This is a genomic window from Acidisarcina polymorpha (genome assembly GCF_003330725.1).
GTDB lineage: Bacteria > Acidobacteriota > Terriglobia > Terriglobales > Acidobacteriaceae > Acidisarcina > Acidisarcina polymorpha.
This window is the reverse complement of sequence record NZ_CP030843.1, coordinates 154,526-177,452: the sequence shown is the minus strand read 5'-3', so window position 1 is coordinate 177,452 and position 22,927 is coordinate 154,526. Positions and strand designations below refer to the sequence as shown.

Below are 22,927 nucleotides of genomic sequence, written 5' to 3'. Positions count from 1 at the left end.
TCGTAGAAAGCTTTGGCCGGGCCGGCGTTGCCGGCCAAAACCGACGCGGCTTTAGCATACAGAGGCTTGGAAGCTGAACAACGCGTGTATTTCCTGAAACTGCGGCTCTAAGAGCTTCCCGGTCCGCTTCATTGACGCTGAGCGAGATGATCATGATATCGGTACCTTCGTTCTAACGTGCTCCTGCAGGGGCAGCAGGCGATAATCAACTGAACTGCGGAGCGGACAATGGAAGGTTTGGAAACGAGCAGCCTGCGCTCGCCACGTGTCTGGCTGGCGCTCGCTCTCGCTATTTTCGCTTACTTCATTACCGACCTTACGGAAGCAGCATTTGGGCCCATGTGGTCAAGTCCAGTCGCGAATAGAGGATTTGCCAACCGCCATATCAATGCAGAATGGCTGTGGCAAAGGACGAGATCGCCGAATCCACGCTCTGATGGTCTTCAAGCAGTGCATAATGTTTTCCAGTCGAAAGAACCTCTAATTGCGCCCCCGCTATTGTGTTTGCCATAGTTTTGCTCGCAGCTGGCAGGGTGGTGGTGTCATGGGGACCGACAATCATCAGTACGGGAACCTTAATAAGTCGAAGCTCCGGCGTCATGTCCCAATGGAACATCGCCAAGGTACCGCGCGCGACTACGCCGGGAGAAGATAGGAACTGATACCGCGAGGTCATATCCAGTTGACCTAGGGTCTCAGTCCCGTCGAACGCGCTCCGCGCGTTACTTAGGTACAGTAGGCCTTCGCGATAGCTGAGCCGATTTATCAACCGAACGAGTTCGGACAGCGGAATCATTGCGTGCAGGATCGGTTCTGCAACCGGCTTCTGCAGGGCGAGATTCAACTGGCTTCCCTGGGTCGTTCGCACCGGATTGGTGTAGCTCGAATCGACCTCGACAACTCCCGCGACCCTCGTACCAAGCTCTTGGGGATACAGATGGCAGAAGGTGAGATTGATCATGCCGCCGATGCTGTGGCCGATCAGGATTACGGGCTTGCCGTTGCTGAGCGTCAAGACCTGATGGAGATCGGTCGCCATGCGCTCCAGGGTGACGTTCTGGTCTGCCCAGGGCGCGGTGCGGCCAAGTCCGGAGAGATCCCAGGTAATGATGCGGAAGCGCCCGGCCAACTCCCTCTTGGCGTAGTACCACTCTGCTTCGTCAGTGCTCCAGCCATGCGTGAAGATGAGCACCGGCGCATCCTGCGGTCCGAAGATCTCAGCGTGGATGGTCGTACCGTCTGCCCGCTTCAGCGTGTGTACCTCGCCATACATCGCTTTGGGCTCGTCGCTCCCGACGGGAAAGGCTGATGCTATGAGAGGGAGGCCGATCAATGGCAAGAGGAGCAGGAAGACGCCGAGGGTCAAAGGGCCCCAAATCAATGGTTCTCGGATACGTTCGTGCCAACGTAAGACGCGGGTCTCAACCAGCACTTCAGGCGTAGGAACCCGATCCTTTTCATCGGCTCGTGTCGTCATAACGCGGCGCTCCGGAGGGTGCATCGCGCGATAAATCAAGTAGGCACCCAAGATCGGGAAAAGCAAAGACAGCAGCCCTATAAAAAAGCCGAAGAGTAGTGAGACGGGGGTTATCAAGAATGTTCCCTTTAGGCGCAGTGGTCAGAATCACCACACCCGCTAATCCTATTCAGCCGTTGGATGCGTAAAGCTGAGCGATTGCCCTCGGGCGAAAGAACCGGCTCAGCACGGCGCGTTTTCATCCGTGACTCCATGCCAAGGCTGATTTCGCTAGGAAAAAGATGGATTTGTATTTGAAGGCATGCTGATGGCGTGGTGGATTTCCTCTCCAGGTCTTTGTTGCTCAGACGAGCGTCGTAATCGGCCGCCCGCCTCGCCGTCCGAATTGCAAGGATCAATGCGCTACAATCAGCAGCGATGCCACAAGCTTCAGCAAATCGCAGCCGTGTTCAGGTCGGCCTCAACAAAGGCGAAGAAACACTCTCGCGGTGCCGTCTTATGCAGCAAAAGTACTTGTCGCCTGTCTAGCCTCCTTTGCGGGAAGCGAGGCTCTTGAGTGGTTGCGCTTGCAACTGTTTTCGAGACGCTCGCACTTGAGAGATCAATGACTCGGTCGTTTTTTGCTCGAAATAATTTTTGCTGCTGGAGCGTTTAGAAGCAGCCTACCAGTTAGGTTCTTCATCTTTTTGATTGAGGTGCTTCTCGCTTCGAGTGAAATCATTCGTCGTTCGGGAACCTCAGCGGTCGTCATAGATCGATCTGGTAGTTTTACTCACAAAGGCGAACCTTGTCCCAGCGCATTCTCGTCGTTGCTCATTACCCACCCCTCCAGACCACTCGAGTGGCGTTGCTTAACAACGCCGGCTATGAGGTGGCAGCCGTTGATTCGGATAACGCCGCCTTGAAACTGCTTGAAACGGAGCACTTTGATCTCATCTTGATAGGCCGGAATTCTACCATCGAACAAAAAGGCCTTGACCAGAGGCTTCGGGAGAGGTATCCACATCTTCTGATCCTTAAGATCGAGAACAGAATGGATACGGATAACGTTTATCCGTCGGAAATAATCGATTCCCAGCCAAATCATTTGATCGAAGCACTAAGGCGCTTGCTCGGGGATGCGTTGACACTCAGCCCAATCCACGTTCCAAACCAGACCGGAACAGAAGGCCATCGTACCTGAGAATTTGGGCATAGTGACCGGGCACACATCCGGTGCCGTGACGCTCGGTGCGAGCACAGAACCCCAAGGACGGGCCATCAAGTCTAGTGAAATAAAAGATCATATTTTCGATAGGACAGCAACCTAACCTTGATTGTGAGCTTCCCACTCGGGGCCGTTGAACGAAATCGATGGGCGTCCAGAACCTGAACGGCTTCGTGTATGACGCATTATCCATACGGCAAATGAACCTCTTGAAACCTTCAACCCTAAAGGTAGAACATCGTGAAAATCGTTCGTCTCTCAGCTCCAACATTCCGCCTCATGGCGGCCCTGGCTCTAGGCGCCACGCTCCTGATGACGGGTGCGTCTTTCGGCCAGGATCAGCCAGCCGCTCAAACTCCAGATAATTCCGCGAAAAACAAAACGCAGGCCACAACCGCCGACCAGCAATCCGAAGCCACATCGGACCGAATGATCACCAAGAAGATCAGACAGGCAATTATTGCCGACAAGTCGCTTTCGATGTACGGCCACAATATAAAGATCATCACCCTCAATGGATCTGTCACCTTGAAGGGACCAGTCCATTCCGAGGACGAGAAGCAGAGCATCGCTGCTAAAGCGGCAGAAGTCGTCGGTAGCCCTGATAAGGTCACTAACCAAATCACCGTCAAACAATAATTGCGGCGCTCTGAAGGCCTCGCAGAAGGAGATTTACCATGGCAGGGAAAAACACAGCAGCATTTGGCATTTATTCAAACAGGGCAACTGCAGAGGCGGCAGTTGACAAGTTTGTTGCCGGCGGTTTTTCAAATCAAGACGTTTCGGTATTAATGTCCGACAATCAGGGCTCGAGGGATTTCGCGGCGGAGAAGAACACCAAGGCTCCCGAGGGCGCAGCCACTGGTGTAGGTGTGGGTGGGACAGTTGGGGGAACACTCGGGCTGCTCGCGGGTATCGGCGCCTTGGCCATTCCCGGAGTGGGGCCGCTCATCGCAGCTGGGCCGATCATGGGAGCCCTGGCAGGCTTGGGTATTGGGGGCGCGGTCGGCGGCCTGGTAGGCGCCCTGGTGGGTCTCGGCATTCCAGAATACGAAGCCAAACGCTATGAAGGTCGTGTAAAGGATGGAGGTATTCTGATCTCGATCCATTGCGATAGTTCGGAAGAGGTATCAAGAGCCAAGGACATCTTAAAGGCTACTGGAGCGGAGGATATCTCCTCTTCGGGCGAGAAGGCCGTCAGCAGTCACGGAGTGGATTCCGGCCAGGTCGACACGAAGCTGGACAGGGGCGTGGTGGTTGACCGTGAAAAGGTCATCCGCTAAGCAATTCTCACCCTGCTACTAAGCCAGCATCTATTGGGTGCTGGCTTCCAGGGTGAAGCCCGAAAAGCAAACTTAGGCGTTATTGGAGGAAAACGTGTTCATTCTTTGGTGGATTGTCGTCGGCCTCATCGCTGGATGGCTTACCGGCAAGTTGATGAGCGGTGGTGGTTACGGTGCGGTAATGGATATTGTCATTGGCATCGTTGGGGCTATAGTAGGCGGGTTCATTATGCGCTCGCTCGGATTTGCGGGTCAGGGCGGCTTAATCTATTCAATTCTTGTCGCTGTCATTGGAGCGGTCATTTTTACGTTGTTGCTGCGCCTGGTGACACGAGGAAAAGTTCGGCAAATTTAATCCCCCAGTGCCATTTTGCCCGGCTTGCCGGACTTCGAGACCGGCCTTAGCAGAGGCCCATCTTGAATGTGAGCGGCCGCAGTCCAGCGGTCGATGCTTTGCTTCAGGCCTCAGCTCAAGAAACGGGAATTTATGTACGCCTACGATCTCCCAACGCTGAGCCTAAAAAGCTTATCTGGTCTATCGGCGTTGCAAGAGAAGCGAAAACACCGATGTCAAGACAATTAAACATTCTTCGGGTAAGACCCTCTATCACGTAATTCAGAATGCAAAACGAGGCTTCCTGCTCGATAACTGTGCTATCGGGATCTCGTGGAGATGATGCAGGAGCGTGGCGTGGAACTAGACCCGTCTACGATTATGCGCTGGGTGCATCGTTATGCGCCTGAATTGGAGAAGCGGTTCGCTGGTACCAAGGCTACCGAACCAGCTCCTGGCGCGTAGACGAGACGTATGTGATGGTCGGCGGTCGGTGGAAGTACCTGTTTCGGGCCGTCGACAAGCATGGCCGCTTGATTGATTTCATGTTGGCAGATCGCCGCAATACTCGGGCGGCCCATCGTTTCTTGGGAAAAGCGTTGACGACCATGCGCCACTGGCCACCGTCCTCGATCACCACCGACCAACTCGGTTCCTACCCGAAAGCAATCCGCCGGCTACAGCGCGAGGGCAAGCTGTCTGCCGACACAAAACATCGGACCTGCAAATACCTGAACAACATCATCGAAGCCGACCATGGCGCCCTTAAGCGCGTCATCCGACCCACCCGAGGCTTTCAGACGATGAGGACCGCGGCCGCTACGATCAAGGGCTTTGAAGTGATGCGTATGGTCCGTCGAGGGCATTGACTCGGGGCGAGTTGATGGTCACGAAGCATGCTGTCATCTGGGGCCCTTGCCATCCAGGGCACATTCGCAACGGAGGACACGTGGAGCTAGCGAAACGCTATCGAACATTGACAGGTGACAACGCATCAGAGTTTGGCATGAGCGACAATTTCGCGGAACAATGGGCTGAGCTCCAAGCGCAAACTCAGAGGGTCCGCTGTGGTTTCATTGAAGCCGAGCTAAGGGTTTGCTCGACAGCACTCGACTTTGGGGCGCTTCAAATTGACCTCGGATATCCGGATTTGGCTCAATCCGAAGTACGATTTCTCGAAAGGGCCTGCCGGACGGTACGGCTCTTTATTCCGGAAGTTGCTAACCCGGAAAGACGTGCGATGTTCGAAGCAGAACTTCGCCTGGTAGAAGACGCTTTAGCTCTCTTCAGGGAACGGGTTGGCCCCTAAAACCATAGGTCACAGCTCGCCACTTCAGATAACTAAAATTGATCTACTGGCGTACCACACCGCATTTCACAGCATAGAGGCATTGGCGTCGTTCCTAATCTAGACCTTGATCTTCAGGCTGCAACGCGGCTTTCAATCGGAAGAATAGTATTGCTATCAGTGATACTGAGGGTGTATATCGTGAAGAATTGCGGTAGAGAATGAAGGATAACTCGCCTCTCGAGGTAACGCCAGTAGTACACGGAAACTGAAGAGAGGATCTTCCATGAGCATGACATCCAGCCAGCCTGCCGCAACAAACGATATGGAGATTCGGCGCGGCTTCGGAATTTTCTGCATGACGTGCGGAGCGTCGATTTTACTGGGTTTGATCTATCTGCTACCCGACGCTACGCTACAAGAGTTAAGAGCCAAAGTCGCATTAGGCACTCTGCCAGAAGGGGCGGCTTGTTACCAACCAAAATGCCGTGAGTCCACGCTAGTTGAACTGGATCGGATTGAATTCGTGGGCGTGCGGGGTTGGGTATACCAATCGGTGGCAGAACTTTGGACGCGGGGATGACGACCTACCGTCGGATTTACCTCTGCTCGTCTTGATGGATATGGGCTTTGCTGCTCTTTGCCAACTCGCCCACGAGCACAGGCCTCGTATCCGATTCCTGTTCTCGCACACGCCTTTGCTCCAGGCTTCCTTCAGACCCCGCCTCACGACGAGGTTGGCCGGCCAACGCTCACGGAGTTGGTTGTTTCGGCCAAGTCCAGGCATGCCAAACGATCTCGACCGTTAGAGCAATCTCGATCAAGCCGAAAAATACATAGAAGTGCCAGCTTCCCTGTATGGCGAGAACCATGATAGCCGAGTACAGGACTCCGAGAACGATATTCAGCCAGCGACTTAGTGTCGCGGGCAAAAGGAATGACAGAACAACCATGAGACTTGGGACCGCCATGAGTGCCGCCATGCTTAGCAGCGTAGCCTGGGCGGCCGCACCTAATGCAGTTCTGCCGGAAGGCATTTGCTGCAATTTTCCTGGTTGATAAAGCTCGAAGAAGTCTCCGTAGATGTAGCAAAACATAAGGGGGCACCACAAACCTCAGAGCTTGAGCTTTACATGCATTTTGACATCGTCCAGCGGCTATGAGGTGGCAGCCGTTGATTCGGATAACGCCGCCTTGGCACTGCTTGAAACGGAGCACTTTGATCTCATCTTGATAGGCGGAATTCTACCATCGAACAAAAAGGCCTTGACCAGAGGCTTCGGGAGAGGTATCCACATCTTCTGGTCCTTAAGATCGAGAACAGAATGGATACGGATAACGTTTATCCATCGGAAATAATCGATTCCCAGCCGAATCATTTGATCGGAGCACTAAGACGCTTGCTCGGGGATGCGTTGACACTCAGCCCAATCCACGTTCCAAACCAGACCGGAACAGAAGGCCATCGTACCTGAGACTTTGGGGCATAGTGACCGGGTACAAAACCTAGGGTTATGGCTCTTGAGCGAGACTTTTTAACTTTAAAGCAGCTTAGTGGTTCGGTTGGTCAGTGCTATCTGTTCATGAATCAGTTTCAATCTACAGGCACAAGAAAACGGCTCCGGCGACAGACCTTTTGCCGGGCAAACACAGCTACGAAAGTGTTATCCCTATCAACCTGCTGTAAAGAGTTTTGTTTGCTACCCGACATAGTCTGAGCTTGCGGTGTACACCGTGAGAGACGGTGTGGAAGAGCATTCGTGAAGAATCCGACCCAAACTGCATTTGACCCCGCAACCTATCTCACCACCGCTGCTTTCGGCCACAAGATTGTGCGCTTGATGGAAGGCGAAGTCTTCTTTTCGCAGGGAAGTCGCTGCGAATCGGTCTTTTACCTTCAAAAGGGCCGGGCCAGGCTCACGATTGTTTCCGCAGCCGGAAAAGAAGCCACGATCACCGTTTTCACGGCCGGCGACTTCATTGGAGAGGCATGCATTGCGGCGGCTGCCGGGCCGCATCTGGCGACAGCGACAGCTGTCACCGGGTGTAGCGCACTCAAGATGGAAAGAAAGGAGATAATCCGCGTTCTGCATGAGCAACGTACCTTCTCCGATCTGTTTATAGCGTCTCTGCTGGTCCGCAGTATGCGAACCCAAGCCGACCTTGTTGACCAACTTTTTAATTCCAGTGAAAAGCGTCTGGCAAGAGTTCTGTTGTTGATGGCCGAGTTCGGGCAGCCGGGAGAAGTCGCCGACGAGAAAACACTTATTCCCCGGATTACGCAGCAAGATCTAGCCGAAATGATTGGGACGACCCGATCGCGCGTGAGTTTTTTCATGAATAGCTTCCGGAAGCTGGGCTATGTCGAATACGAGGAGCGCATTTACGTTCACAGGGGCTTTGCTCAACGTGATTCTGCACGACCAGGTTTCCGGAGCAAACTTTCAGAACGCCTCTCTTCTGGACGAAGGCCGGGACGAATCCGAGGCGGCAAGGCACCGGGCAAAGCCTTACGTGCCATTTCGCGCTCTTAACGCCTGCCGATTAGGGGCCTGTCAGCGAGTGCTACTTATTGGTTGACACAACTTACACAAAGGTAGCGTTTGAACCCCGCCCTCGAAGTTAAGTGCCTCTGTAATTTCTTAAGTTTGTGTATACGTCTCTCCGTGGAATACCTCATTTTATGAGGCCTAAGGTCCTGCGCTTTTGCTTCGGCAATTGTGGTACCAAGTAACTGCTAAGGAACGTCAAAAGGTTGTTCACCGGAACAGCACTTTTAGCAGACCACCTCAAGCGTTGAATCCGAACCGACTGGTCAATATTGACCATCTTTCAGCGAGGTAAGGACGTACAAATGGTCAGTCCTTACATGCCAGGGTCACGGTATAGACTTGGTCGCAGAAACTTTCGTCCCAAAGCTTGAAGACTCCTTGGTTCACTCGTCTTAGCAAATGCTATTTAAGTGCTGCAAATCTTTGCTGCATTTCGCGTCTAAGCTGGCACCTTCAAAGCGCGCCCAAAGTCGCGTAGGCAAGTATCGGGCGCAAGCTCGCGAATGGGTGACTATCGACTACCCACGAGAGTGCGTCGGGTCATAATGGTCGGGACAACCCGGTCGCGTGTGGGTCTTTTTATGAATCGCTTCCGCAAGCTGGGGTATATCGAATACAAGGAGCGCCATTTACGTCCACAAGGCTTGGCTCAACGTGGTTCTGCACGACCAGATATCTGGAGCAAACTTTTAGAGAGCCTCTCTACTGGACAAAGGCGGGATGAATCCGAGGCGGCAATACATCGGGCAAAGTCCCTTGGTGCCATTTCGCGTTCTTAGAGGGTGTTTGAAAAGTGTTATGTCAGTGGGTCCGCCGGTTGAGCATAAGGCGAATAGCAGTGATATCGATGAGTGTCTCCGACGTTTGCACTCACTTCGCGGCTCTTAGAGGAGCCCAGTGGCGTATTGTTATTGCTGAGCTGAATTACTCATCTGTTGAAAGGGCTTGCATGTCGGATAGGGGGAGCGTACGACCGAAGGCTTGGTCCAGCTACCTCGGTAAGTCTTAGACTTTACTTGGAGGAGTTTCTGCCAGTGATCCACATGGCCAATTGCCATCGGCAGCTCGTCGGCGCGGAAACACAGAACTGTCTCCGTCGAGTGAAACGAGATCCCGTCCTTCAAGCGCTGTCTGCCGTACATTATGGGTGTTTGGTTTGTGTGAAAAACCAGCTTTGATATCATGTACACCTTGCATGTTGGATTTGCATACTCGCCCTCCTTTTTATGAGGAGGTCTCCGACCTTTAGGCGAAATTCAGCAGATTGTGCGGCGTGGAGCTCCTCCATCTTCAACTTGAGCTGCGCCTTTATGAGCCTTACTTCCTGCCTCATGTTGTCAATTTTGCCCATGGAAGACTCCTTGATCTAAGAGTAGCCAGGCCGGCGCGGCGAGGCGTACGAGATATCTCGCATATCAGAGTGGCCTACTCCGACATCGTCACGCGTCGCCCGCCTACCTACCTACCTACCTACCCGGGAAGTTATCACGTGGCTTAGGACGCTTGTATGGTCAATACTGAACATGACGTGCTATTCTTTTCGCCCTAAGAAACGTAAGCAAACTCTAGCCGCTCGTGAACGGCAAAAATATCAGCAAATGTTACCCCCCCCGGGAAACTGAGCCGCAGCAGGTTGGAAATTTCGACCTGCGGGGTTTCGATTCGTGCCGGATTTACCGGCAGATTTGCAGTTAATGTAACTCAAGCGACGGCCTCCAACAAGTGGCCGGATTACTTTTGAGAGAGAACCCCGCCGCAGCCGTGCGGAGGGAAAGTGGGATACGCGCAGCGTTTTCCGAGGCGGTTCTATCGCCGTCTTTTGCTCCGCTGCATATGGTTGCGAACTCGTTGGATGTGCTTTGAAGAGTAGATTGGGGTATCCGCCGTTAGGTCATTTCTGAGCACGACTCTTCGTTCGTGGCTCCTTGCCCTGCGTCCTCCGCTCGACCCCTTCCTTACGAATCAGTGAAGATATTGCAAACCGGCACACTTGGTACGGCTGTTGTTTCAGAAATCGACAATTAGAGCCGCTTCAGAACCGTATTAGCACACAATCCGCGCCAGTCCTCAACACGCCCAATCACTGTGGGCTCCTCGAAGTCTAAACAGACTCTTACCTCCCGGTGATGGAATGACCTTCTATCCTTCAATTGCTTATGGCCGAATAAAATCGATTCTCCGCGCAGGGAGAAAATGATCCTACTCACTATGTACACCGTCCGTTTGGAATGGCCGTAGGTTCCTTCTTCTAGTTGCAGCAGGTCTCCTGTCTTGATGTGAAAGAGAGCAGACTCTGCAGCGTAGAGTTGGTCCATTTTAGACTTGAACTGGGCTTCCAGGATTCTCACGTCTTGCTTGAGCTCGTCGATTCTACTCATAGATGAATACATCCTTCCGGTGGGACTGTTGCAAACGAAGTCAACCCAGCGAATGTGTGGCCGATCGATTTATTGATTTATTGCACAAGAGGTCCATAGATAGCGATCTTTCATCCCTCCGGAAAGCAGCACAGACGTTGACCCTTTGGACGATTTCCTTTGGCTTCTTAACTAAACCAGTTTGACGTAAGACTTTTGCGGCCGAAGCGCTTTAAGCAATTTCCTCTTGTGAAGCAAGCGATTGAGATACTCGGGGGTAATCGAAAGCAGTTGACCGACCTCCAGTTGTTTAAGCATAGGGAGGGGTGCAAGAGATTTTCCTAAGGGGAGTACCCTCTCCCGCTCGCTCATAAAGTGGTGTAAACGCTCTTCTGCTGAATAGCACGCCATTTCGATCTGGAAGCTTGCTTGCGAAGCTACTTCAATGCAAAGGATTTCCAAAAGATGTTGAGCCATCTCCGGGGATTCCCTGAGTAGCCGCGAGAACAGGGCGGTTGGGATCCTAACCGCCATACAATCCGTTACGGTTCGCACCGTGTAGACGGGTCGAGCGCTCAAGAGAGACGCGACAGCGCCAACATACCATCCTGCAGACCTTAACCCGATCGTCCCCTCACATCCTTTGGGGGTAAGATGCGAGAGTTTTACGAGCCCACACTGCAACAGGTATATCGCCTTGATGGCAGACCCTTGTTCAAGTAACAGAGAGCCGGCTTTCGTAAGGCGAGCGGCTGGTAGGCGAGCAAGAAACTTTGGGTCCTCTGCCAGAATCGGGGTGAACGCGGGTACCGACTCCCACTCGTTCGGCTGGAAGGCAGAAAGCGGCAGTTCAGGTCGCGCGGTTGCGATTTCAACCTCCATCGGATCATCTCCCGCATGTCTCTGTTCAGTTTCAGGCGCGAGGTCCGATGGCGCGGCCCGCTAGCTGAATCGTCAGCAATACGCTAGAGAAGAGGATTTACATCCAGTGAAAAGGTAGCATTATTTCTTGTGCCATACGATTACGAAGGTGATCAGCACTATACGGAGGTAACGCTTAGTACCCAACGCCTCAGCTTCACATCACACTGCTTTAAGCTCATGACGTTTGTCGATGCCCTCCCTCCAGCCCAACCCATTGCAAAGTCTGACAAATATGGTCTACTGGCAGAGCAGGGGGGACCAAGCGCTCGCATATGTTAAGCAGGCGCTGAAAGAACTCATCAATTATCAAAACTGGTGGGAGAGTTGCTTGTTCCGAAATGTGAGGAGGCATGACCATCATAGGACAATCTGGCCCTTATCTCATTCGCCCAAGGTCCCGTAGTCCGGTGCCCTTCAACCCGGAACGACCCTAAGCGATCGCGGCGGCAGCTAAGGCGCAAGGTCAAAGGTCCTCCTCAACTATTTGAGGCGAGTTAAAGGTCATCGGGTTGCGAATCTGAATTGCGGTGCTACAGTCCAGCGACCTCCTTAACAATTCATTGGAGCTGTTGAAGCAGGTTTTTGAAGGATTCAGTGACTTTCCCGACTAAATACATAAGCTCAGCCGGGAAAGTATATCTATCAAAATGTGCAATTTCTGAAATGTATGACCAATAGTGACCATCCCCAAGCTGAATCTGAGCGTACAAAGGTCACTCAGGGGAATGCACTTCTTGAAGTAATCGATGTACATTGGGTGCGGCAATTGGAAGATCTGAATGACCCTAGGTCCCGTAACTCGGAAAGATGTTGCGATTTAACCGTGCGGATCAGCTGAAAGGAGACGTATGACTTCTGAAGACTGGGGCCCGACACATGATGTTAAGGAATGTGAACGAACAAGAACCTACGAGCGCGGGGAAAGAAAGACCCGTCTGACAAATGCCGACCTGCAACCGTTTCGTCTAGCCAGACTCCAGAAGATTTGCCTGAGACTTCCGGGGGTGCGGATGGAGAGCTCGGGGAAGCATGCCGCCTTTTTCGTCGACGGACGAGTGTTTGCCTACTATATTTCCGATTACCGGAGTAATGGAGTTATTGGTGTGTGCTGCAGGGTTCGATCTGGAGAGAGACATCAACCTATAGAGAACGCCATCTCGCGGTGGTTCACTCCTCCCAGCCCTGAGCTGAAAGGCTGGGTTGGCGCTCGCTTGGATCGCTTTGCCTTGGATTGGGGCGATATTTCCGACCTCATCCTGGGCAGCTACCTCCGTGTTGCTTCCTCTCAATCCCGTGAGCTGTCTTGCTCAGAATCCAAGGCCTACTGTGACGCGAACTTCGGCCTACGAAGGTAGGGCTCTTGACGATGTCTATGGTAATTTCACCTTCGTGTGCCTCGACGTGTCAGCCATCCTAGGCGGCCACAAGGTTTGACTAAACGGCCATTTCAAGACGGTAGAACATCCACACCGCGACGCCGAGTACCCCCAAATGACAACGTTGAGCACCAGTCTGGCTGCATCAAAAGCACAAAACTTCCAATTTTGTCATTGCAGCTCTCCTCTGATCTGTTGTAAGCGTCCGATGAGTACCTCTCGAGCTTACTAATGGACTAAAGCGTTGGGCTATTCTGTCTCGCCGTCTGTGCTGCATCGGTTCGGGGCACAAGAAGCCAATTCTTCCGCTGTAATGACAGCTGTGGTACCATCCGAAAAATCTATTACGAGTTCTGTGTCATTCAGTCGGTCGACGCTAATGATTTCAAGTGGTGTGTGAGTTAACATGTGGTCTCCTTCCGACTACGATGGCGAATTCGAGTAAGCTAAGCCGAATTCGCCCTTTTTCTTCTCAGTATGTGCGAAAGCAAAGCGAATGTTGATGACTGAAACAATTGCCGTTGCTTTCTAAGTAAACCTAGGTCGACGGCGGATCTCTGCGGCCTGGCGCCGCTATCCGTCGAAGCAACCACGGAAGCCATTCTCGAGGTGAAGAAATAGGCGTAGGCAGGTGTCTGATTTGCTTCGTCTCATGGGTAACGGTAGCGCAGTGCAATACGCGAGCAACCGATCTCTACATTTGGAAGTAAGTGCGGCAAGGAAGAGATTGCCGGAGTGAAAAGACATGCCCCATCCTTTGCTTCAGATCGTAAAGGACCGCCGTCCGGGTAGCGGTAGAAAGGTCACGCCTGATTAAAATGGGCAGGTTCGTAATCAATCCCAACCGTCAGCACTAACTTACCGTTAGCGATCACTTACTAAGGTCGCCAGCTCGAAGCCCTCGGGGATGTGACCCGGCGGCGTCATACTGGTTTAGCTGCACCGGCGTATTTGATCCGTGATCCGGCCTGCGCGATGATCTCGACCCCTTCCGGCGCTTTTACTGGGCTGACCTGTGTTCCCAGCACCTTGCGCTTCTTGCTGGCGATGCCGGCGAACAATGCGGACCGCAGGAGAGCGTTCGGCCCACCCCTCACCGGCTCCGGCCATATGGAAAGCTGCACTATGTCGCGGCGCGGAGATAGTTGTTCATTAGGTCTGCTCCTGCTGTGATCGGTTGAGAATTTCATGGATAGTCTGCGGGTGCCACTTGCAACCTCGTGGCGTCTGTATCTGCAAGGCGTCGAGCTGGGCGACGATGTCCCGGTAGGTCTTGCCTTCGGCCCGGTACTGGCGCATCAGCTCGATCACTTGTGGAGCTGGTTGAACAAGATTGCCGTTTTGCTCGCGCTTTGCTGGTGTCGAAGCCGGGCGGGTTCCCAATCGGGTATATACACGTCCGCGAACGCTGACGCGCTGGGCCTTTTTCCGCGAGCTCGCGCTTTACCTGTTGGAGTGCTGCGCGTGTGCGTTGCGAAATCTGCGCGGTCTGCTTCTCGGCCACAGCGGTGAGAATATGGACGGTGAATCGCGTAGCGTGGGGATTGTCCACGGCCACGAAATCAATCTTGCTTTCCATGAGGCCGGAACGAAATGCACGTTGCGGACCAGCCGATCGAGCTTTGCGATTACGAGCGTTGCACGTTGCTTTCGGCAAACGTCGATCGCGGCTGCGAGCTGGGGCTGGATCCGGTGATGGCGTCCGCTTTCGATTTCCTCGAACTCGGCCAACAGCGGAGCGCCGCCGGTGAACTGTGCAACGGCGTGGTGCTGCGCTTCCAGTCCTAATCCGCTTTCGCCTTGGCGGTCGGTGCTAATGCGGTAATATGCGACGTGCCGGATGTTGGCTTGAATGGTCCATGGAACGCTTTGCCCCTTTAATCAACTGGTTGTTGTTGGGCTTTTAAGGGTATTATCGCTGGGCTCGAGTAGACCCCCTCAAATTCGCCTCCTACTGGCGTCGAGGAATACCCATGAAGGATTTTCCTCCCCTCGCTTTGCCCCGCGTCAGTTTGCATTGCACTGGGGCCGGCCTTGCGTTTTCGGCTTCAACCCCGGTGGGCAATGCGGGCTCAGCGCAAGCTTTCGGCGAGGACGCTGCAGTTCGGGAGCATCGCTTATTCCACCAGCTCGACGCTTCCGTTGACGATCACCAACATTAGCGGTGGCACGCTGACGCTTGCGCCCTCGATCAACGGGCCCAGCTATACGATTGCGTCGAGCACCTGCTTAGCGGGAGTGGCCGCAGGCAAGAGCTGTACTTTGCGGGTGGAATTCGCTCCGGTTTCTGATGGGAACCACAATGACATTCGGACCCTGGTCACCAATGAGTCGCTCAACAATGGAGTGACCTGGAACAGGTGTTGTACAACCTTATTACTGAATTTTGAATCAGTCAGGTAGCGCGAGTCCATCTTCGAGGCTCGCCCCACACTGCAGGATCTAGGGATGCGCCCTGCGTCCCTCTTTTTCGTGTTTCCTTAAATTATTGTTGGCCCCCCAGACAGTGAGGGCATCGGCATTGGAGTGATTCAGGGGCCTAATATAAACGGCGGCTTCGATCCCGGCAGTCTGGCGGCGGCCGTTTTCGGCGCGGGTAACGCATCGACTTTCAACAATGCGGCAAAAGTTGTGAACACTGCTGGCTATTTTGAGATGAATCTGATGGCTCCCTGGGCCGGGGCTGCTGCGGACTGCGCGTCTGGCGGAAGGTTGAGCGGCTGCATGGCATGGAGTTCAACAACAATAGGGAGGCCAAGGACGCGATGCTCGAATGGCTGCTCTGGTACAACCGATCGAGGATGCACTCGACGTTGCGCTACCTCAGCCCAGCACAGTTCGAGCAACAAGCACTCGCTTCACCAATCGCCCTCGCAGCCTGACCGCGAAGGCGCAACCGCAACTCGACGAAAGTCCAAAACCAGTACGCTTATGAGAGACGCGTTCTGAGGGCAAGCTCAATGGTTAGCAAAAAACATCTTTTTCTAAAAACCTATCTCATGATCGCAGTAATAGTGATCGTGGCACCTTTAGGAAACGTGTATCTCGGAATGGGTATGAGGCAGATTGGGCGTATAGCGATCTGGCCTCCAGCGGAGCTCCTCAAGGCTGGCAAGAACATTCTTGAATCGGGCCACATCTGGATCGGAATCTCGTTGTTAATTATATTTTTTGTGGCTTATATGCTTGTGCTTTCGTGGGCCGATTACAGTTTCGTGCAACCAGCCTCGTCGTTGTCATATGGCGTAGTAGCGTTGCTCGGATACTTCCTGCTCGGCGAGCAGGTCTCTCCGCTGCGATGGGTAGGAATAGGCGTTATCTGCTTGGGTGTTTTCATAGTAGGGCGTACCTCGCCCCAAACGACAGAGAGCAGCTAAACCGATAAAGGCGCACGCGTTTATTGGCCCAAGTACGCTTGCACGCTACAGAAGCTTATGTACGTCAGCCGCGATTCGCCCTGCAAACTCAAGCCCAAAGAGAGCCCGCCTTCCTCTCCGCCTCGATTCAAATGCCTGAATATACCGCTGAATAAGGGGCTGTTTATTGATTAAGAAGTCAACGCTAGCGACTTTTGCTCCATCTCTTTCGAGCCAAACCTCCCTTCGGTCGAAGGACTGATAGCAACATTGGATCCGACCAATGACCGAATCGGGAACCGCAAAGCGTCTCATTGCCAGAAGATGAGATCCCAACTGCAGCTCAGCAGTCGATCGATATCGGGCCGGGCGGCTAATATCAAAAACGCCATTGAAAGTGCACCCGGCCCCGTAAGTAAACTGGCTCTGCCACTGCTTCATTTCGTCGAGCAAGCAGTATTCATAATGAACGCTCAACACACGTCGTTCCCGTTGCTCGAGAGCTTGGAGTGATTCCGTAATTTCAGGAGGGCAAAGCCATGGACATTCCGCGATTACGTCGAGCCCGGAATGCATCGCAGCGGTCACAATCGTAGGAGTCCAGTGTCCAAACGGCACGCACAGCCAAGCAACGGCCGCGCCACTTGCCAGCATGGCATTTTCTAGACGCTGCTGATAAACATCGCTAGACTCTCCAGTCTCCATTCGCGTTTCATTGAGCATTGAAGCGTGACGACATTCTTGAAGCAGGATCGTCTGAATAAGGGACGCCCATCGCCCTCGGCCAACGACAAGATAAGCCGGAACTTCATCCATCCGCGGAGACTCTTTTCAAAACCATATTCGCTGCCTTTACCGCACCCACGACCTTTCCGGAAAAAATATGAAGCTCACCATGAACAGGCTCAACCATGTACAGAGTTCTGCGGTCCTGCTCGGGATTGTTCTCGACCACACGGATTGTGAAACGTGATCCGAGGTACCGGCCCTCTTTCGAAGCCGGAACGGCAAGAGCTGAATCTTCGCGCATCGCATCAAATTTGCTAAACTCTACCGACTCAAAGTCAGGCCCATTGAGAAGACTCGCGAAGTGTGCCGGATATGGATCATTTGGATCCGTCGTTGTCCAATCATGGGCTACGATGGTCACCTGCAGGCGCAGTCCAAGAGCGAGGAACGGGACGAGAGAGTGCGCACGGGCAGTCAGTCGCTGGTCGATTCAGCGAAGCTGATCCAATCGGCGGGGATCCCCGTGCCTATCATTTCCACCGGCGGGACCGGAACCTACGATGCGGCGGGAGCCTTTCCCGGGATCACCGAAATTCAGGCCGGCTCGTATCTCTTGATGGACACTCTCTACTTCGACCGAGGTTCACGGTTCCAACGGGCGCTTACCCTTTTGGCCACGGTTATAAGCCAGCCGAACGCGCACCGCGCGGTGCTCGACTGCGGAGTCAAAGCCCTCAGCGCGGAACGCGGATTGTCTCAACTAAAGAACATCGCCGGGAGCAGGCTGGTCGCCCTGAACGCAGAGCATGCTTTGCTGGAGGTCGATCCATCCGCAGGGACTCCGCCGGCAATCGGACAAAAAGTTGAATTGTGGGTACAGTACAGCGATGCGACGGTCAATTTACACCAAATCCTCTACGGAGTACGCAATGGCGAAGTCGAAGAGATCTTCCGAATTGAGCATTGACAGCTGTGCTAGTAGGCACTGCGCAGAGCCGCCACGCACGCGCCCACAACTCCGGACTGGCCATGTCCGCGTTCCGAAAACATCGTGCACGGATCAATTCAGCCTGGTCGAGCCCCAGATCAATGCGGAAGGAGTGCATGTCTGGCCTTTCGATGTTTCATGTCCGGTGGATGTCTTGTTTCTAACTGAGGATGGGCGGCAAAACGTGCGGATGAACCGCCACGGATATTTCGAGGTGTTGTACCTTTGCTCCGGTGCCGCCGACTGCCATATTCAAGACCGTTTGCTTCCATTCAAGGAGGGCGACCTCGCCATTGTTGGCAGCACTCTATATCACCGCATCGAATGCCAGTCTTCTCCTCTAACGATTGCCGCGCTCTTCTTCGAACCAGACCTGATTCGTTCCGATGGAGGCAGCGACAGCGCTGAATACCTCACTCCGTTCCTTCTCCAGGATTCCGAGTTCCCGCATGTTGTGCCTGCAGAGACTGGGATTCCAAACCAGGTTTTGGATCTGATGCTGCGCATCCGCTCGGAACTTCCGTCGCAGACGACGAGGGGAAGGCTTGCGATTAAGACCTACCTCAAAATGATTCTCATTCTTCTCTTGAATCGATACGTCTCTTACACCGGGACAGTAGAGACGTTTCAGCGTCAGCAACGCGACTTAGACCGGCTCCTGCCCCTGTTTAAATTCCTCGGAGAGAATTGCGGCAGCCAGATCCACGTCAAGGAGGCGTCACGAATTAGCGGGATGTGCGAGTCACACTTTATGAGTTTCTTCAAACGGGTGACGGGACTCTCATTTATGAAATATCTCAACCACTACCGGGTCGAACGCGCCCAAGCAATGCTGGTCAATACCGACGAGTCTATGGCCGTTATCAGTCAGGAGATGGGCTTTTGCGATCAAAGCTATTTCGGGACGGTATTCCGTAAGTTAGTGGGCATGACCCCGGCCGCGTATCGCCGGCGCTTTCGGAATGGAGGTGGGGGATCCGATCACGCACGAGTCGGCCATGCGCCCTTCCCAGTAACTACCAAAGTATCTTTGTCGGGGGCGTCGCGAGGCAGCACCCACGCAATCAACCGGCAATCGGCGGCGCTCCCTATTCAGCAGATCTTTGAAAGGCCGCAGGCTTCCTGACCTCTCACTTCAGCTCTCGTTAAGAGGGATCGTGAGCGCATGAACTGTTGCACAAACATGTTCCAGAGAAGCGTCACGATCTGGTATACCCTCAGGATTTCCACTTGGCAATCGTGAAGCGAGCGAATAGCCTGATACTCCCTATCGCAGAGAGCAGGTTTTATCTTCGATATTTCCGCGGTGCTAAAAGATCCTCTTAACGTCTACCTATCCGAAATGTGGAATCATCCCCGTAGCCTTGCAAGAAACAATCGTGGAAATTCACTATACCGGCGTCACAAGAAGCTAGACGATACGTAGCAATTCTAGTTCCATCTTCGACTCGGAGCGAGATACTGTGACACGTACACTTGGCCGTTCCCCTAAGTATTTTCGGTGTGGGCCCGACTTCGCCTTGCTGGCCGCTATGATCTGCTCGGCTTTCGTCCTCCTATCCGGTGGCCGATTGAATGCCCAGGTCGAAAACGGGATCAATGGCACGGTGACGGATTCGAGTGGAGCCGTTGTCCCCAGTGCTAACGTAACGGCTACGAACACGTCTACTGGCGTCGTCTCCCGCGCAGCTACGTCTTCCGCGGGTACCTTCAGGTTAGTTGGACTTATCCCGGGAAGTTATTCCGTAGTCGTGGATGCTGCGGGATTCAAGACTGAGCGGACGGACACCGTGGTAGAAGTCGCCCAGATGCAGTCGCTGAGTTTTCAGATGCAGCTTGGAGCAACCAGTGAAACCGTCAACGTAAAAGAAGCCGATATCTCCTTGAACACCACCTCTCCCCAGGTTGGCACCACACTGGAGCCCGAGCTGGTGAAGTCTGCTCCGATTGAAATCAACGGCCTGGCCAGGCAGATCGATGCGTTTATCTATCTTGCTCCGGGCGTACAGGGCAGCGCCACCTCGCATAACATCAATGGCGGGGTGACCTTCGAAAACGAAGTACAATTCAACGGCGTCCCGGTCGCGTTTGTCCAGTACCAGGGCAACCAGACCTATATCAATCCGCCGTATGAGTCGGTGAGCGAATTCCGCGTTAACAGCTCAACTTTTGACTCTCAATTTGGACTGGGGCAGGGCGCGGTCGTATTTAACATGGCCTCGGGCACAAACCAGCTGCATGGAGACGCTTTTGAGATATTGCGGAACCAGCTTTTCGATTCCGCTGGATTTTTCCCCACCAATTTCAGTCGCGACGGTCACGCAACCGCCCCGGTAAATCACCAGAACGACTACGGCTTCACCGTAGGAGGGCCGGTGTGGATTCCCAGGCTCTACGATGGGAGAGATCGTACTTTCTTCCACGTTAGCGCAGACTGGTTTCGCCAAAATCTCGCTGAAACAGCTATAGGAACAGTGCCAACGACAGCAATGAAAAACGGGGACTTCAGCAGCTTCGTCGACGCTAACGGAAATCTAATTCCGATTTATGACCCTCAAACCGGCAGTCCGTTTCCAGCGAACATCATTCCGACTTCCCGCTTTAGCCCGTTGGCCGTATCTCTGTTGCCGTCAATTCCCAATCCAAATAGGGTTGGCACCAACTCCGGCCTGCAAAACAACGCTTCGCCGGCGATTTCTTCGGTCCCAGTCAAGCAGACTCTATGGGACTACACGATGGACGAGAATCTGACGTCAACCCAGAGCATCCACTGGAGCCAATGGCGCGCTTCCTTCAGCTCGCCAACTCTGACTGAGGCAGGGATCGTCCCGATCAGCAATCCGCTGCAAAGCGTGATCGATAACACGAATGTTGGCGCCGGCTTTCTGCTCAACTATGTAAAAACCTTCAACGCTAACCTGGTCGTCACCGCGGGGGCGGACTGGGTTGAAAATATCGCCGGCATGCACAACGCCAACTCTCATGTCAGCTTCGGCGGCGTGGCCGGTGGAACCACGCTGCCTTACATCAATTTCGATGGACAAAATGCGCCGACAAGTTGGGGAGTGACCACTCCGGGCTCTTTTCTTCAGTGCTGCTCCGGCGGACTCACCGTTAGTAATAACCGCACCCTGGGCGTCGTACTCGTCAATAACTGGCTTTTGACGAAGGGGCGCCACACCTTGAATTTAGGCGGTCAGTACCGGCGCACCTATCAAGACCTCATAGCCTGCGTCCAATGCGGCGGCACATTCAACTTCAGCCAGAGGACGACCTCCACTCCTAATTCCAACGACCCAAACTTTGGAAGTTATGGCAGTTCCTTTGCGAGCTTCCTGCTTGGAGATGTCGACGCCAGTGAACGAATTTTTTCTGCGGAATCGAAACTGAGAAACAACGCATTCGCAATCTATGCCCAGGACGACTTCAAGCTCTCGAATCGACTGACGGTGAACACCGGCCTCCGGTGGGACATCCTGGTGCCCTTTACAGCCATTGGGAACAACATCATCTTCGTGGACCGCACAGCGCCGAATCCAGGGGCGGGCGGAATCCCCGGCGCGGCCACCAAATTTGGCCATTGCCCAGGGTGCGCAGGAATCGACCGCGCGGACATTCACTGGAGATACTTTCAGCCCAGAGTGGGCCTTTCCTACATGCTGAATTCGAAGACCGTCCTCCAGGCCGGCTTCTACATTACCATACTGAATGGCGGCGCCTATGAGTATGGCACTGCCGAAAGCGCTTCCTTCATGACCGACCTGCTCAACGGATCCTTTCTCCGGGCGTCGACAGGGAGCAGCACTCCCGGCTACGGAAACTGGGACAGTCAAACATTGCCATTCCCGCAGCCAACTCCGTTTAGTCCATCTATCGGAAACGCGGGTGTGATTTTCGACTTTCCCTTCAGGCATCGCAACCCTTCTCCGGGCTTGCCAAACTCGCCTTCGGTCGGCACCGCTCCCTACGATTCCGCCTGGAGCTTCCGGGTGCAGAGAGAGCTTCCATGGAATATGTTCTTGACGGCGGCTTATGTTGGGAACCGTGCGATTCATCTCCCAACCACTCTTGAGCTATCCAACCAGCCCAACCCGTCCGTGCTGCAGTACGGCAGCCTTCTAAGCGCCAATATTCTGGATCCCGCGGTCATCGCGGCGGGCTTCCAGCAACCGTATCCGGAGTTCTCCCAGCAGTTCGGAGGTTCCGCGACGCTGGAGCAGGCTTTGACACCCTTTCCTCAATTCGGTGGATTCTTCCCGGTCTATGAGATGGACAGAACTGCGTTTTATAACGCATTGCAGGTTCAGGGGGAAAAGCGGTTTTCGGGCGGTCTGAGTTATTTGGCTAACCTTACGCTTGCGCGGAATACCGCCAATACGTCGATTGGATCAAGCCCGCAGTCGCCGAACGGCCTGAATGCATATAACCCCAAGCCCGAGTACGTGCCCTCATCTCTCGATCAGCTTTATAACGTGAAGTTGGTGGGAACCTATGAATTACCAGTCGGTCCCGGGAAAAAATATTTGAACTCGCGCGGTTTGGCGGGCCAACTTCTTGGCGGATGGCAGATTAGCGTCATCCTGCAGTACGCCGGGGGCAATCCGTTTGGCGCACAAAACGGTTTCAATCCGCTTTTGGTCAACGGATTCGACCGGCCAAACATCGATCCTTTGGTGTCTTTAAAGACCTATGGCTATGGCCGTTCCAAGAAATTCTTTACAGGAAAGTTGCCCTTGGCGCCGACTCAATTCACGACGAACGCCTTTGCGAACACCGGCCCGTGGCAAATCGGCGACTCCAAACGAGCTTATGCGGCGCTGCGAACACCACCCTTGAGCATCGAGAATTTCAACGTTATCAAGTCGTTTCATATAACAGATAGATTCCTCGCATCACTACGGGTCGATTACTTCAACGCGTTTAATCGGACGCAGCTTCAGGGGCCGGACACGAATTCTCTCGATACTACATTTGGCCAGATTACCAATCTGAGTTCGCGGATCAGCAACCGTCAGGGACAAGCCACGTTTCGCCTGGAGTTTTAAGGGTGCGCAGA

General features: G+C 53.6%; 17 protein-coding genes and 1 pseudogene. 11 read left to right on the top strand and 7 right to left on the bottom strand.

Going from position 1 to position 22,927, the window contains the following annotated elements; all coding sequences use genetic code 11:
• Positions 1–385: 385 nt before the first annotated feature.
• The gene (locus ACPOL_RS32290) at positions 386–1,477 is read right to left on the bottom strand and encodes an alpha/beta fold hydrolase (protein ID WP_161557705.1); all 1,092 of its coding nucleotides are present in this window, start codon (positions 1,475–1,477) and stop codon (positions 386–388) included.
• A 772-nt stretch (positions 1,478–2,249) separates the two neighbouring features.
• Entirely contained in the window at positions 2,250–2,564 is a 315-nt protein-coding gene (locus ACPOL_RS33335; RefSeq protein ID WP_161557704.1) for a hypothetical protein, read from the bottom strand.
• A gap of 360 nt (positions 2,565–2,924) precedes the next feature.
• Here ACPOL_RS33335 and ACPOL_RS32280 point away from each other — a divergent pair, with 360 nt between their 5' ends.
• The 4 genes from ACPOL_RS32280 to ACPOL_RS32265 all read left to right on the top strand — a co-directional run bounded on the left by ACPOL_RS32280 (position 2,925) and on the right by ACPOL_RS32265 (position 5,170).
• Positions 2,925–3,323, top strand: a complete 399-nt coding sequence (locus ACPOL_RS32280; protein WP_236657630.1) for a BON domain-containing protein — start codon at positions 2,925–2,927, stop codon at positions 3,321–3,323.
• A 38-nt stretch (positions 3,324–3,361) separates the two neighbouring features.
• A complete protein-coding gene (locus tag ACPOL_RS32275) occupies positions 3,362–3,967 on the top strand; it encodes a general stress protein (protein ID WP_236657629.1) in 606 nt (201 codons plus the stop codon).
• Between the two features lie 94 nt (positions 3,968–4,061).
• Positions 4,062–4,322 carry a GlsB/YeaQ/YmgE family stress response membrane protein gene (locus ACPOL_RS32270; protein ID WP_236657628.1) on the top strand — a complete coding sequence of 87 codons (261 nt, stop codon included), beginning with the start codon at positions 4,062–4,064 and terminating at the stop codon, positions 4,320–4,322.
• A gap of 389 nt (positions 4,323–4,711) precedes the next feature.
• Positions 4,712–5,170, top strand: coding sequence for an IS6 family transposase (locus tag ACPOL_RS32265; RefSeq protein WP_114211455.1), 459 nt, complete (start codon positions 4,712–4,714; stop codon positions 5,168–5,170).
• 1,171 nt (positions 5,171–6,341) lie between these two features.
• Here ACPOL_RS32265 and ACPOL_RS32250 read toward each other — a convergent pair.
• Positions 6,342–6,701, bottom strand: a complete 360-nt coding sequence (locus ACPOL_RS32250; protein ID WP_275066529.1) for a DUF6326 family protein — start codon at positions 6,699–6,701, stop codon at positions 6,342–6,344.
• Between the two features lie 648 nt (positions 6,702–7,349).
• On the opposite strand from ACPOL_RS32250, the gene ACPOL_RS32240 reads away from it, so the two are divergent.
• Positions 7,350–8,123 carry a Crp/Fnr family transcriptional regulator gene (locus tag ACPOL_RS32240; RefSeq protein WP_338026816.1) on the top strand — a complete coding sequence of 258 codons (774 nt, stop codon included), beginning with the start codon at positions 7,350–7,352 and terminating at the stop codon, positions 8,121–8,123.
• A 2,567-nt stretch (positions 8,124–10,690) separates the two neighbouring features.
• Here ACPOL_RS32240 and ACPOL_RS36765 read toward each other — a convergent pair.
• The 4 genes from ACPOL_RS36765 to ACPOL_RS35320 form a co-directional block, all read right to left on the bottom strand.
• Complete coding sequence (locus ACPOL_RS36765; RefSeq protein ID WP_114211449.1) at positions 10,691–11,380, bottom strand: Crp/Fnr family transcriptional regulator; 690 nt, start codon at positions 11,378–11,380, stop codon at positions 10,691–10,693.
• A gap of 2,341 nt (positions 11,381–13,721) precedes the next feature.
• On the bottom strand, positions 13,722–13,988 hold the full coding sequence (locus ACPOL_RS32210) for a hypothetical protein (protein WP_114211447.1): 267 nt from the start codon (positions 13,986–13,988) through the stop codon (positions 13,722–13,724).
• Positions 13,951–14,181 (bottom strand): recombinase family protein, encoded by a 231-nt coding sequence (locus ACPOL_RS35325; RefSeq protein WP_236657625.1) that lies wholly within the window; start codon positions 14,179–14,181, stop codon positions 13,951–13,953. The genes ACPOL_RS32210 and ACPOL_RS35325 overlap by 38 nt, the downstream gene beginning before the upstream one ends.
• Before the next feature lie 60 nt (positions 14,182–14,241).
• A complete protein-coding gene (locus ACPOL_RS35320) occupies positions 14,242–14,580 on the bottom strand; it encodes a recombinase family protein (protein ID WP_236657649.1) in 339 nt (112 codons plus the stop codon).
• A 282-nt stretch (positions 14,581–14,862) separates the two neighbouring features.
• Here ACPOL_RS35320 and ACPOL_RS32200 point away from each other — a divergent pair, with 282 nt between their 5' ends.
• The 6 genes and pseudogenes from ACPOL_RS32200 to ACPOL_RS32165 all read left to right on the top strand — a co-directional run bounded on the left by ACPOL_RS32200 (position 14,863) and on the right by ACPOL_RS32165 (position 22,916).
• Positions 14,863–15,201 (top strand): hypothetical protein, encoded by a 339-nt coding sequence (locus ACPOL_RS32200; protein WP_114211446.1) that lies wholly within the window; start codon positions 14,863–14,865, stop codon positions 15,199–15,201.
• Between the two features lie 305 nt (positions 15,202–15,506).
• Positions 15,507–15,680: pseudogene (locus ACPOL_RS32195) on the top strand (IS3 family transposase); the annotation flags it as partial.
• A 78-nt stretch (positions 15,681–15,758) separates the two neighbouring features.
• Positions 15,759–16,175 (top strand): DMT family transporter, encoded by a 417-nt coding sequence (locus ACPOL_RS35315; RefSeq protein ID WP_114211444.1) that lies wholly within the window; start codon positions 15,759–15,761, stop codon positions 16,173–16,175.
• A 1,111-nt stretch (positions 16,176–17,286) separates the two neighbouring features.
• Positions 17,287–17,850 (top strand): type III PLP-dependent enzyme domain-containing protein, encoded by a 564-nt coding sequence (locus tag ACPOL_RS32175; protein ID WP_114211441.1) that lies wholly within the window; start codon positions 17,287–17,289, stop codon positions 17,848–17,850.
• Positions 17,851–18,025: 175 nt separating this feature from the next.
• Positions 18,026–18,997: a helix-turn-helix transcriptional regulator gene (locus ACPOL_RS32170; protein WP_161557703.1), complete on the top strand. Its 972-nt coding sequence runs from the start codon at positions 18,026–18,028 to the stop codon at positions 18,995–18,997.
• Between the two features lie 337 nt (positions 18,998–19,334).
• Positions 19,335–22,916 (top strand): carboxypeptidase-like regulatory domain-containing protein, encoded by a 3,582-nt coding sequence (locus ACPOL_RS32165; protein WP_114211439.1) that lies wholly within the window; start codon positions 19,335–19,337, stop codon positions 22,914–22,916.
• Positions 22,917–22,927 lie beyond the last annotated feature (11 nt).